We start from the raw sequence: 14,577 nt of genomic DNA, 5'->3' as shown, positions 1-14,577 counted from the left end.
TCGAAACAAGAGGATTTATATAAGACTGATCACTTATGTGTTATGGAGATAAATTTTTGATCTATAAATTGTAAGGATATAATTATTTAGATGTATGGCTAATTGTTCAGTTTTATTAAATGGCAAAAAAAATTGGAAACTTAATTTGTCGAAGTTTTGTAGGGTATTTTTATTGTAGAATATTTTCCACAAGTACGAAATATTTAGTGTAACCTGTGGAGTGATTTCTACAGTTTTTTATATGCGTTTTAGGGCTTTATAGTCTATCTCAAGTACCTTCATTTTATTGTAAAGCGTTTTTCTATCTATATTTAATTTTCTGGCTGCCTCTGATTTGTTAAAGTTTACTTCTTCTAAAGTGTTTATGATAACTTCTCGTTCAAATTTCAATGCGGCATCTTTTAAGTCAGGTAATTCATCTGAATGTTCCATCTGTTCTTCAATGGCATTGGATACTATACTATTTTGTTCTGTATCATTGTAATCTTTAATTTCCGGAGGTAAACAATCCAGAGAGATGTTTTCAGTAGCAGCTAACAATACCGATCTTTTAATCACGTTGCGTAATTCCCTCAGATTTCCGTGCCAGGGATAACTTTGTAAGGTTAAGATAACCTCCGGATCAAAACCTATAACTTGTTTGTTTAGATCATTGTTCGCCTCGGATATAAAGTGGTTTGCATATATTAATATATCTTCTTTTCGTTCTCTAAGAGACGGAAGTTTAATTTTAAATTCGTTTAATCGATGGTATAAATCCTCCCTGAACTTATTGGTAGTAATATCTGATTCCAATTCTTCGTTGGTAGCTGCTATAATTCTAACGTCAATGTTGACAGGTTTTGTACTACCTAAACGATTAACAACTCTTTCTTGAATAGCTCTAAGCAGTTTAATTTGCAAATCATAAGGTAAATTCCCAATTTCATCTAGGAAAATGGTTCCACCATTAGCTTGCTCAAATACACCTTTTTTATCCCCTATTGCTCCGGTAAATGCGCCTTTCAAGTGCCCAAATAATTCACTGTTTGCCAAATCCTTTGGAATAGCGCCACAGTCAACAGCTACAAAAGGTTTGGTGTTTCGATTGCTATTTTGGTGAATAAATCTTGCAATATATTCTTTACCAGATCCTGTTTCACCTTGTATTAATACCGACATATTAGTTGGAGCAACAATATCACAAAGACGTAATACCTCTTTCATGATCTGACTATCTCCTGAGATAAATTCTTTTTGAGGTTTTGTACTTTTGGGTAAAGATTTTCCACTTTCTGAAGATTTATCAATTTGCTTCACAAGTTGAAGTAATTCTTCCTGCTGCAGTGGTTTTGTAACATAATCATATGCTCCAAGCTTCATTAATTTAACAGCCATCCTGATGTCTGCGTAAGCTGTGATGATAATTACATTAGTCTGTGGGTTTTTGGTTTTAATAAAATCCAGCATTTCCAGTCCATCACTATCCGGCAGACGAAAATCACAAACAACAATATCATATTTCTTCTTCTTTAGCAGACTCTGAGCTCCTTGTCCATTATATGCGGTTTCAACATGGTAGCCATAATTAGAAAGGTAAGTCTCTAATAAGTTGCACATAAAAGTATCATCGTCAATTACAAGTATTTGAAGCATATAGTGTTTTTTACTCAGTTATTATTTCGTTTTTCATTTGAAACAGAATGTCATCTAATATAGAAACTGCTTCATGAATCATTTCAGGAATTTCTTCATAGTCCTTATGGATTACAGATTCTTCAATTTTTCTTAATTTATCCGGAACCACTTCAATTTTAAAGTATCTGATAGATGAAACCAGTCGATGCGCTGTTTCTCTTATGGTATCCCAATTTTCTTTGTCAAGTTCTGCCTGAAGTTCTTCAATTCCATTGACTGAATTATCAAGAAATGTTTGCAACATTTTATTAAAAGCGATTTTATTACCTCTGGTTGCGGATTTTAAATCACTCAAATCATATGCCTTTTTAATTTCTTCTTCTTCCAATGCCAATACTTCTTTATTGAGTTCAATAAAATTGCCATTCATTGGAATATCCAAAACATTGCAAAGTTTATTGTAAAATTCGTCTTCCTTTATGGGTTTTATAATATAGTCATCCATGCCTGACTTCATGTATTCAACAATATCACTTTTGGTAATGTTGGCCGTTAATGCGACAATTTTAGTGTGTTTGTTTAAACTTTCATTTTGAGTTTTAATTCGTTTTGTGGCCTGCATTCCATTGAGTATAGGCATATGAATATCCATTAATATCAGATCATATTGGTGTTGTATTGCTTTATTATAAGCTTCTTCTCCATTTTTTACAATATCAAATTTGGTACCCCAGTTTTTAAGTATGGTATGTGCAAGTTCTCTGTTGTAGGAGTCATCATCAGCAAGTAAAATGCGCTTACCAGCAAGTAATTCATTATTAATTGTAAATGATTGGTCTTCCTTTAAAATATCTTGTTCGGAGCCTTTTTTATAAGGAATGATTACGGTAAAATGACTTCCTTTGTTTATTTGGCTTTTTACTTTAATACTGCCTTTTTGAAGCTCAATAAGTTTTTTACTGATGGTTAATCCCAAACCGGTACCTCCATGTTTTTCTTTAACCATATTTTCGGCCTGGCTAAACTCATCAAATATTGAAGACAAGTCATTGGTGTTGATTCCTATTCCAGTATCTTTAACGTCAATTTTTAGTTTTATAAAGTCGCCATGGTCTTTTTTTACGGAACAGGAAAAACGAACTGATCCAAAGTTGGTAAATTTTATAGCATTACTTATCAGGTTAATCATAATCTGTTTTAACCTGAATGGATCACCAATTAAAACCTGGGCCACTTCATCATCTACCTGATATAATAATTCAATTCCTTTTCGTTCAGCTTTAATTTTAAAGAACTGGAATACATCATTAAATACTTTTCTGACATTAAATGGCGTATTGTCAATAAATACTTTACCCATTCCAATTTTTAATAGAATAAGAATTTCGTTTACCAAAGAAAATAAGTGTTCGGATGATTCATTAACCAGATGATTAAACTTTCGTTGTTCTTCAGTTAAATCTGTTTTTGCCAACTGTTCCGAAAATCCCATTATGGCGTTGAGTGGCGTACGTATTTCGTGGCTCATATTTGCCAGGAAGTTCGATTTTACCTGTGCAATTCTTTCTGCCTCAATTTTGGCTTTTCTGAGTTTATCCTGAGCCTTTTTTAACTTGGTAATATTATGACCAATCATAATACCGTATTCTGTTTTCCCAGAATCGTCATAGATTGGTTGAGTAATTATTTTATAAACTCTTCCTTTAGTCTTTATTTCTGTTTCAATCCTTTCCCCGGCCAATGTTTTAGAAATAATGGGGGAGAATTTTTCAACAATAGTTTCTTCCGTTATATCATTTACCTTTTTTCCTAAAAAATCGCTTTTGGTATATCCAAACTTTTGTTTTTCCTGTCCTCCTGCAATAAGAAATCGGTTTTCCTTATCAAAAAGATAAACATCCATTTCTGGTAAATTATCGAGAAGGGCACTGTATTGATGTTTTAGTCGGCGTAATTCCTGGTTAGGAGCATTTTTCTCAGAAATATTATTATTAGATTTTGCTTCTTCTTGAGCAGATTCCAAAACACAATTCAAATCATGGCATAATTCAGGATTGGATTTATATTTAAGGATGAGCTTTTGTAGCTGTTCTTGAACTGATGATTTTTGTGCTTTATCTACATTCATAAATTATAGAACAATTTGTTTGATGATTTAAAGTAAATAATTTAATTATTAACCAGCGTACGAACCAATCATCTTATTAATAATTCGAAGTGTTGATAAGGGGGTGTATTTTGTTAAACAATATTTATGCCTTAAAGTTTATGACGTTTTTATCTGCTGACCGAAAAAAAATACAAAGTTTTAAAATAATATTTTATTATAAGTAAGTAAACGATTGTAACTTGTGCTAATTGTACTATTTCTGATTGACGAAAATGTCCATGTATTTGAACGATTATTTAACGTTAAAAATTGTGAATTGTATAACTTTGGAAGTCGTATTCTTAATGGAAAATTAAATAATGCAAAATAAAATTATAATGAGGAAAATATTTTTATTAGTAAATCTGCTGTCAATAATTACAGTATTGAATGCTCAGAAGTACTGGCAGGATCCTAATGTAAATGAAGTAAACCGTGCACCAATGCATAGTTCATTTTTTGCATATGAATCAGGCGATGCTGCTCAGTTAGGTGAGATGATTAAATCTACTAATTTTTTAAGCTTAAACGGAAGTTGGAATTTTAATTGGGTAGAACATGCATGGGAAAGACCAACTGATTTTTACAAGGTAGATTATAATGATAAGGATTGGGGAAATATGCCAGTACCTGGTGTATGGGAATTAAATGGATACGGAGATCCTCAATATGTAAATATAGGCTACTCATGGAGAAGTCAGTATAAACACAATCCTCCAATTGTTCCTGAAGAAAATAACCATGTGGGAACTTACCGTAAAGAAATTACTTTACCAAAGACATGGAGCGGTAAGGATATTGTTGCTCACTTTGGATCTGTAACTTCTAATATTACACTTTATGTAAACGGAAAATTTGTAGGTTATAGCGAAGATAGTAAGTTGGAAGCTGAGTTTAACCTTACTAAGTATCTTAAACCAGGAAAAAATATTATTGCTTTCCAGGTTTTCCGTTGGTGTGATGGATCATATCTTGAAGATCAGGATTTCTGGAGATTTAGCGGAATCGGAAGAGATTGTTATTTATATGCACGTAACAAAACTCACGTAAGAGATTTAAAAGTAATTCCTGATTTAGATAAGGATTATAAAGATGGTTCTTTAAAAGTGAACCTGGATATTCAGGGTAAAGCAAGTGTTAAGCTTACTTTAGCTGATGCCGAAGGAAATACTGTTGCTGAAAAAGCGGTTTCTGGTGCTGGAAAAATTAGTGCAGATATTCAGGTAACTGATCCATTAAAATGGACTGCCGAAACTCCAAACTTATATCACTTAACTGCAGAAGTTAAACAAGGCAGTAAAGTTATAGAAGTCATTCCTGTTAAAGTCGGATTCCGTAAGGTGGAAAAAATCAATAATCAATTATGTATTAATGGTCAGCCAATTTTAATTAAAGGAGTTAACCGTCATGAGTTAGATCCTGATGGAGGTTATGTGGTTTCTAAAGAACGTATGATTCAGGATATCCTGATGATGAAAAAGTTCAATGTAAATGCTGTAAGAACTTGTCACTATCCTAATAATAGTACCTGGTACGACTTGTGTGATGAGTATGGTCTTTATGTTGTGGCAGAAGCAAATGTTGAGTCGCATGGTATGGGATATGGCGATGCTACTTTAGCTAAAAATACAAAATATGCTAAGGCTCATATGCAGCGTAACCAACGTAATGTATTGCGTAACTTTAACCATCCTGCTGTAATTATCTGGTCTATGGGTAATGAGGCTGGATTTGGTCAAAACTTTGAGGCTTGTTACAAATGGATTAAAGGATATGATTCTTCTCGTTTAGTACAATATGAGCAGGCTCGTCAAAATGACTTCACAGATATTTTCTGCCCAATGTACTATGATTACAAACGTAGTGAAGAGTACGGACAAGCAACAGATAAAACAAAACCATTAATTCAGTGTGAATATGCTCATGCGATGGGTAACTCACAAGGAGGATTTAAAGAATACTGGGACTTAATTCGTAAGTATCCAATGTACCAGGGTGGATTTATCTGGGATTTTGTAGATCAGTCTATCCATTGGAAAGATGAAAATGGAACATTAATTTACGGATATGGCGGAGACTTTAATCCTTATGATGCTTCTGATAATAACTTTTTAGATAATGGATTAATTAGTCCTGATCGTAAACCAAATCCTCACTACTACGAAGTTGGATATTACTATCAGTCTATCTGGACAACACCTGTTGATTTAGCAAAAGGAACTATTGAAATTTATAATGAGTATTTCTTTAGAGATCTAGCTGATTTTTATTTAGAGTGGGAATTGGTTGCTGACGGAAAAGTAGTTAAAACAGGAATCGTAAAAGATTTAACAGTAGCTCCACAGCAAAAAGCTAATCTTAGTTTAGATCTTCAATTGCCTGAAGAATGCTCAGCTAAAGAGGTTTTTGTTAATGTAGCTTATAAATTAAAGTCTGGTGAGCAGTTAATGTGTGCCGGAACAACTTTAGCGCGTCAGCAATTAGCTGTTAAAGATTATGAGTTTGTTGCATTACAATTAGCCAATAAAAAATGCGTAAATCAGGAAGTTAAAGAACCAACTCTTGTTGAAAGAGATTTTAACTATATCATTGTTAAAGGAGAAAACTTCCAGGTTGATTTCAACAGATATTCAGGTTTCTTATGTCGTTACCTGGTAGATGGTAAACCTGTTTTACAAGAAGGTGCAGAATTGAAGCCAAATTTCTGGAGAGCTCCTACGGATAACGATTTTGGTGCAAAACTTCAGGAGAAATATTCTGTTTGGAAAAATCCTAAAATGGATTTAAAATCTATAACAGCCGAAGTTAACAAAGAAGGATTGGTTGAGGTTTTTGCTTCTTATGATATGCCAGAAGTTTCTGCTCAGTTAGAATTAACTTACGTAGTGAGTAACGAAGGTGCTGTAAAAGTAAAACAACAATTAAAAGCTTCAAATGATGCTGAGGTTTCTGAAATGTTCAGATTTGGTATGAAACTAGAAATGCCAGAAGAATATGACTTTATCAAATATTATGGTAGAGGTCCAGGTGAAAACTACATCGATAGAAAAGATTCTGAATTTATTGGGTTATACCAACAAAAAGTGGAATGCCAGCCATATTCATATATCAGACCACAAGAAACAGGAACTAAGTCTGATATCAGATGGTGGAACCAGGTGGATTATTCAGGAGCAGGAGTTTGCTTTAAATCAGATGCTGCATTTTCAATGAGTGCTTTAAACTATACAATTGATTCGTTGGATGATGGTGAAGTTAAAGATCAAAGACATTTCCCTCAGGTTTCAAAAAGTGATTTTGTTACTGTTTGTATCGATCAGCGTCAAATGGGATTGGGTTGTGTAACCAGTTGGGGAGCATTACCACGTCCTGAATACAGAATTCCTTATCAGGATTACACATTTGAATTTGTGATTACTCCTGTAAAACATGTATTCAAAATCTATTAAAAGTAATTATTGTACTGTGGATTTAGATAAATAATAAAGGTTGCTCCTGTTGATTGGGAGCAACCTTTACTTTTTAAACCCATTCTCTTTTTGTGTGTTAAGATTATAAAGTGAAATTTTATGTTGCAAAAGTTCAGAATAGTTTGGTTTGCATGTTTGCTGATAGTTATAAGTGTATCCTGCAAACCAAAATCAGAAACAAATAATATTCAGATTGCCTTTTTCGCTGATGTGCATTTGAGTGATATTTATGGCGAATTTGAAGGAAGCAATTATAAAGGCGTTTTGAATCCCGCTAATCAGAAGTATGTAAATATACGTACCATGAATGCGCAGCTTCATTCAACACGTATTTTTAATGAAAATTATTTTGCATTCAGAGCAGCATTGGATGATGTGGTGAAAAGAAACATTAAAATTGTAGCCTTACCGGGTGATTTTAGTGATGATGGGCAGCCATATAACATCAGAGGATTAAAGGCTATGCTTCATGCGTACACAAAAGCCTATGGAATACAGTTTTTTGCGATAACCGGAAACCACGATCCTGTTGCTCCTTTTACTACGGATGCAGGGAAAGTTGATTTTCTTGGAACAGGTGGTAAAAATCAGCCAGTAATGAGTAAATCCGGATTGTACACTCCAAAATCATCAGAGGAAAACCCGGTTGTTGTTATTCCGGATATTCGTAAGTTAGGATATGAAGAGATTGTAGAGCAATTGAGTGCTAATGGATTTCTACCTCAGGAGCAATATAAGTATTGGGAAACACCATTTTCTACATATAAATATGAGAATTATAATTATACAGAAGCATTAAAACAATCCTCTTTTATCCAACGGAGTTATCTGATTGATACATTATCGAAGAGACTGCCAGATGTAAGTTATCTGGTAGAACCTGTAGATGGTTTGTGGCTGATGGCTATTGATGGTAATGTGTATTTACCTGCAAAAGAGAATGATAATTTTAGTAAAGCTAAACTAAATAGTGGGGGTGAGTACTCAAATATATTAGCGCACAAAAAACACTTGCTCAAATGGGTTGAAAAAGTAGTAAAGGAATCTAAAAGACTAAATAAAACGCTGGTTACTTTTAGTCATTACCCAATGATTGATTTTTATGACGGTGCTTCGGATGATCTTAAAGCTTTATTTAGTGAAAGAAAAATGCAGTTACATAGAGTTCCGGATGAGGATGTTGCTGCCACATTTGCAGAAGCAGGGATAAAGATTCATTTTGCCGGACATATGCATTTGAATGATACAGGAATTAGAAATTACGAAGATGGCTCTTTTTTGGTTAATATTCAGATCCCGTCTTTAGCTGGATATCCTGCAGCCTATAAAGTTTTAACCATTCATAATCCCGATTTAATGGAGGTTGAAACTGTTAAACTGGATTTAGTACCCGGATTTAATGAGCTGTTTCCACTTTATGAGCAGGAATATTCGTATTTAAAGGAATCAGGAGCTAAAGATATTTGGAATAAGCAGGTGTTAGAGGCTAAAAGTTATGATGAATTAATGAACTGGCATTTAAAAGAGCTGGTTCGGTTAAGGTTTTTAAAAAGAGACTGGCCAGAAGATTTTGCCAATTTTATGTTACACTCTGATGGTGTATCATTGTTAAGTTATGCCGGAGAAAGTGATGCCAGTAATGCTAAAAATTATAAATGGTCTGGTTTTGATATGATTTTCGATTTCTACAGACTATTAAATGGTGATCAGTTAGCTGTGGATGATATAGGAGTTGAAAGAATTGAAGCATATCAAACAATTATTAATGCAGAGTTGAGTAAAAATGTCCTGGTTCTTGACGATTCAAAACCTTTAGAAAAACAGTTTCATCATTTTATTAAGGCTTTTGAGGCTTTATTAAATGGAGAACCGTCAGATAACTTTAAAATAGATTTAAATAATGGTAAATTTATTGGGTTTATTGAATAGTTATTAAAAGAAAGTTGTTTTCATAAACAGATATGTAATCTCTGGAAGATTTATTTCAAAGGATTTATAAAAAGTTAATCTAATAACAGATAAATCATAAAAAAAACTGCATGTTACGCACGTAACATGCAGTTTTTGTTTGGTAACAAGCGTTTCTACCTTGGTAACATCTGATTCTACCCTGGTAACATGGAAAACGGGTCGGTAACATTCATTTCTACCATCGTAACATCCAATTCCGGATGGTAAGATGTAGTTTTCTATATCCCAATGATTGCATGAATTAATTTAAGTGTCGTTTATTTATAATAGTTGCCCAATTTATTTTAGTAAGATTAAATCACTTCAGTAAATCTTATTAAAAAGATGACCATATCAGATTCTACATTTCTTCTTAATACTGTTCAAAATTTAAATTCATAAATAACTTTCATGAAATGTTAAAAAATACTGCATCTCTTCATTAAGATAGTGTGTAAAAACCTGTACAAATCATTCATCTATTTGTGCTGGTAGGTCAAAAAATGCTGAAATATAGGCAAATAGGCTCTTTGATTTGATTGTCTATGTAGCTGAATAAATAATCTAGGTTAAAAAGTGTTACTAAATGTAAATTCGCATAGAATGAATAAAATCAAAATAAAATTCTATGAAACAATTCACTTTAAAGTTAGTAATGATAGCCTTTATATTAGGTTATTCATTTAATACTTGGGCGCAAAATTTAGAATTGTCCGGTAAAGTATTGGACGATCAGGGAAACACAATGCCAGGTGTTTCGGTTGTGGTTAAAGGCACAACAAATGGTACAATTACTGATATTGACGGTAATTTTATCTTAAGTGTTTCTCCGGATGCAGGCACTTTGCTCTTTTCATTTATCGGATATGAAACGCAAGAAATAGCAATTGATGCTAACACAACAAAAATCAAAGTAAAGTTACAATCTAGTATGATTGGTCTTGAAGAGGTTGTTGCAGTAGGTTACGGATCTGTAAAGAAAGAAGACTTAACAGGATCTGTAGCATCTGTTGATAAGCGTAAGTTAGAGCAGGCAAATAAAGTAGATGCCGTTTCTGCATTACAAGGTCAAACTGCCGGTGTTGTTATTCAGCGTACAGATAATAGACCTGGTTCTGGTGGGTTTAATATCCGTATTCGTGGAGCAAGTACAATTAACACAAATCAAACAGCTGATAATGGTGGTTTTAACCCGGGACAAAACCCATTGTTTATTGTAGATGGTATTTTTGTTGATGACATTTCGTTCATTAACCCTGCCGATATTGAAAGAATGGATGTGCTTAAGGATGCATCTGCAACAGCTATTTACGGATCAAGAGGTAGTAGTGGTGTTGTATTAATTGAAACCAAAGGAGGTAAAAAAGGTAAAATGAAAATTACCTATAGTGGTTATGTTGGTTTTAAACAAGCTTATCACTTACCTTCAATGATGAATACTGATAAATATGTTGATTTAATTCAGGATGCCACTGTTGGTAACCAATATGCTGCAGGTAACTTTTCTTATACTAGAGATGATGTTGTATTAAGTGAAATTTTAGATGCAGAAGAAATGCAAAATGTTGCAGATGGTGTTTCTACTGATTGGGTTGATTTAATGTTAAGAAAAGGATTTCAAACTAACCATACCATCAATATGGCTGGAGGAAACGATAAAACACTTTATTCAGCAGGTGTAGGTTATACTAAAGATAACGGTACCTTTGAAGGTGAAGATTTTACTCGTTATAATATCAGAGCTAGTTTATCTTCTGATTTAGCTAAGTGGTTAAACGTTAGTTTAAGTAACTATACTACAATAGGTATTCAAAACAAAGGTAGTGAAGAAGCTTTTAGAAGTTCTTACAGATTAAAGCCTATTGGTCGTCCTTATAATGATGATGGATCTTTACGTTATTATGCAATAACTAAGGAAAGTCAAATTACTAACCCTCTTTTTGAAGCTGATAATATCACAAAAGAAGACAGATACTTACAATGGATTGGTGATTTCGCAGTAAAATTAACTCCTTTCAAAGATTTTACGTTTACTACTAAGTTTTCTCCAAATATGAAATATACCCGCTACGGTGAGTACAGAGGTTTATATTCAAAAAGTACTAGTGGTAACCCTTCTAACAGAAGAGCTCAGGTAAATAATTTTAACTACTTCTCTTATTCTTGGGATAATATTTTCAACTACAAATGGAAAAGCGGTATCCATAGTATTGATGCTACTGCTGTTATTTCAAGATTTTTTGAGCAAAATGAAGAGTATAAAGCTCAAGTGAGAAACTTTACTTCAGATGAATATTTGTTCCATAATATTGATGCAGGTCTTGATATTCGTGAACTTTCTAGTGATTACTCAAAACAAACATTGGAGTCATACACAGGTAGAGTTAGCTATAGTTTAAAAGATCGCTATATGTTTACTTTTACAGGTCGTTATGATGGTGCCTCTATTCTTGCTGAAGGAAATAAATGGGCATTCTTCCCATCTGCTGCCTTTGCATGGAAAATGATGCAGGAAGATTTTATGAAAAATCAATCTACATTTACCAATGCCAAAGTAAGATTAAGTTACGGACAAACTGGTAACAATGGTCAAGGTGGTGGATTAGGAGCTTTAATGTCTCAGGCTTTATTAAGTGGAAGTGCTACTAATATTGGAGACAGTTCTGTACCAGCATTATATATTCCTCGATTAGCTAATCCGGATTTAACTTGGGAAAAAACATCAGAGGTTAACTTAGGTTTTGATTTTGGGTTTTTAAACAATAAAGTCTTTGGTTCTATTGATGTTTACAACAGAAAAACTACTGGTATTATCTTTGAAACATCTCTTCCTACAGTTACAGGATATGGAGGTACTTTTGATAACGTTGGTGAGTCTACAAACCGTGGTATTGAAATAGGAATTAATACTGTAAACTACGACAATGGCGACTTTAAGTGGACAACCAACTTTAACTTTGCAAGTAACAAAAATACTATTGATAAATTGTACGGTGGAAGTGATATCTTTTACGGTGTATCAGGAACAAATATGATACACAGAGAAGGTGAAACAATTGGCGCAATTTACGATTATGTGTTTGATGGTATTTGGCAGTTGGATGAAGTTGCAGAAGCTGCAAAATATAATCAAAGACCAGGTCAGGTAAAAGTAAAAGATTTAGATGGTGATGGTCACATTTCTCCTGATAAAGATAGAAAAGTTATTGGTCAGGTTACTCCTAAATGGACTGGTGGTATTACCAACAATATGAACTATAAAAACTGGGATTTCTCGTTTGCTTTATTAATGAGTTATGGCAATAAGTTAAATAGTAACTTCCATAATAACTTTACATTCCCTTGGGATGGTCAGCCAAACAGAATGTTTAACTCTTATGACGTCGATTACTGGACTCCAACAAATCCATCAAATAGTACTTATCAACCAGGTAATGGTGGTCCTTATGCAGGCGTTCAAAAATATAAGAATATTTCTTTCACTAAAGTAGGATACATTACTTTGGGTTATAAGATCCCACGTAATATACTTGAAAGATACAGCATCGAAGGGTTAAGAATTTATGCCACAGTACAAAATCCATTTACATTCACATCATATGATGGATGGGATCCTGAAAATGCAGGTAGAAATGCTTGGGGAGGATCATTTATGTCACGTACATACATGGCAGGTGTTAGCTTAAATTTTTAAGGATTAAAAAAATTAGAAACAGATGAAAAGATTTTTTAATATAAAACTACTGGGATTATTAGTTGCAGCAAGTACTTTAATGACAAGCTGTGAAGAGTACCTGGAAGAAGATAATTATACATCATTAAGTATTGAAGCCGCTAATGGTTATACTGAAACATTTGAACAATTAGTTACACGTGTTTATGAGGTTAGTAGAGAGTATACAACTCACTATGATCCTGATATGTATTATTCATTGGAAGATTTAGGAACAGACCTTGTAACTAGAAATGACTTGGTTTCAGGAACCAATGATCTTAACGACTATGTTAATTTTAACTCTACAAACTGGACAGTAAGTGTATATTGGAGAAACCAATATAAAATTATTTCGGCTGCCAACTTTGCTATTGAAGCTTCAGAAGTAGTTGAAGGGTTAGATGAGGGAGACAAGGCTACCGGAGTGGGTGAGGCTAAGTTTTTCAGAGCAATGTCTTATTTTAATTTGGTAGAGAATTATGGTGGTGTTCCTTTGGTACTAAGAAGAATTTCTGAGCCTGAAACAAACTTTACTCGTGAAACAGAGCAAAATGTTTACACACAAATTGTTTCTGATTTGAATGATGCTTTAGCTGCAGTACCGGAAACAACAGATGATTTCGGACGTGTGACCAAGGATGCTGTTAGACATTTGATGTCAAAAGTTTTATTAACAAGAGCTTATAAGCCATTTGCATCAGGGAATGATTTTACTGATGCGGCAGAGTTAGCTGAAACAGTTATTTCGCATCATGATTTGGTTCCTTCTTATGCAGATCTTGTAAGTATTAATAATCAAAGAAATTCAGAAGTTGTATTTTCTTATTTATTTGGAACTAACTCCGTAAGTAGAGGATGGGGTAACTCACGTCATATGTTATACAAATTCCGTTTTTACGATTATCCTGGGTTATCGCGTACAGTACAGGGACTTCGACCAATGCCAACGCCATTCTTCTTTTCATTATTTGATGATGCCGATGAGCGTGCTGAAGCAAGTTTTGTTAGAACTTTATATGCAACAGAGCAAGCTAAAGATGATAATGGTAATGTAATTAAGGAAGTTGGAGAAATTGTTATACATTTTCCTAAAGTTGCATGGACAGACGCAGAAAAAGCTGCAGTTGATTATGCAGTGATTAATCCTGATGAATATTTAACAGCAGACGGAATAACTAATGTTCATTATCCTTTGTTTAGAAAATTTGATGATCCTTCTGTTCCTTTTACGCAGCCTGATCAATCTTCTCAAGGTCAGAGAGACATGGTGATGATGCGAAGTGGTGAAGCTTACTTAATTGCAGCAGAAGCTTATTTAGGATCATCAAATACTACTGCCGCCGCACAAAAATTAACAGAACTAAGATCTAGAGCAGGTTTAACAACTCCTGTTGCAGAAGGAGAAGTAACCCTTGATTTTATTTTAGATGAAAGAGGACGTGAGTTAATGGGTGAAGTTAACAGATGGATGGATCTTAAAAGAACAGGTAAGTTAATTGAAAGAACTTTAGCACACAATCCTCATGCTGCTTTAAATCATGCATTGGAAGCTAAACACCTTTTACGACCTATTCCACAATCAGAAATTGATTATAGTGGTGGTTCTATTACTCAAAACCCAGAGTATAACTAATATTTAATACTCAATACCATACATAGTTTATATAGAGATAACC

General features: G+C 33.7%; 6 protein-coding genes. 4 read left to right on the top strand and 2 right to left on the bottom strand.

Annotation, left to right across the window (positions count from 1 at the left end):
- Positions 1-237: 237 nt before the first annotated feature.
- Both OM075_RS00345 and OM075_RS00340 read right to left on the bottom strand, forming a co-directional pair.
- Positions 238-1,635, bottom strand: coding sequence for a sigma-54-dependent transcriptional regulator (locus tag OM075_RS00345; RefSeq protein WP_301188459.1), 1,398 nt, complete (start codon positions 1,633-1,635; stop codon positions 238-240).
- A gap of 10 nt (positions 1,636-1,645) precedes the next feature.
- On the bottom strand, positions 1,646-3,745 hold the full coding sequence (locus OM075_RS00340; RefSeq protein WP_301188458.1) for a response regulator: 2,100 nt from the start codon (positions 3,743-3,745) through the stop codon (positions 1,646-1,648).
- 359 nt (positions 3,746-4,104) lie between these two features.
- Between OM075_RS00340 and lacZ the strand changes: the two genes are divergently transcribed.
- The 4 genes from lacZ to OM075_RS00320 all read left to right on the top strand — a co-directional run bounded on the left by lacZ (position 4,105) and on the right by OM075_RS00320 (position 14,534).
- Positions 4,105-7,215 carry a beta-galactosidase, LacZ type gene (lacZ, locus tag OM075_RS00335; RefSeq protein ID WP_301188457.1) on the top strand — a complete coding sequence of 1,037 codons (3,111 nt, stop codon included), beginning with the start codon at positions 4,105-4,107 and terminating at the stop codon, positions 7,213-7,215.
- A 120-nt stretch (positions 7,216-7,335) separates the two neighbouring features.
- On the top strand, positions 7,336-9,165 hold the full coding sequence (locus OM075_RS00330) for a metallophosphoesterase (protein WP_301188456.1): 1,830 nt from the start codon (positions 7,336-7,338) through the stop codon (positions 9,163-9,165).
- Between the two features lie 649 nt (positions 9,166-9,814).
- A complete protein-coding gene (locus OM075_RS00325) occupies positions 9,815-12,880 on the top strand; it encodes a SusC/RagA family TonB-linked outer membrane protein (protein ID WP_301188455.1) in 3,066 nt (1,021 codons plus the stop codon).
- A gap of 22 nt (positions 12,881-12,902) precedes the next feature.
- Entirely contained in the window at positions 12,903-14,534 is a 1,632-nt protein-coding gene (locus OM075_RS00320) for a RagB/SusD family nutrient uptake outer membrane protein (RefSeq protein ID WP_301188454.1), read from the top strand.
- Positions 14,535-14,577 lie beyond the last annotated feature (43 nt).

Origin of the sequence: Plebeiibacterium sediminum (genome assembly GCF_026013605.1) — a bacterium.
GTDB classification, from domain to species: Bacteria; Bacteroidota; Bacteroidia; order Bacteroidales; family Marinilabiliaceae; genus Saccharicrinis; species Saccharicrinis sediminus.
The sequence above is the reverse complement of the archived record's forward strand: the minus strand, read 5'-3'. Positions and strand labels throughout refer to the sequence as shown.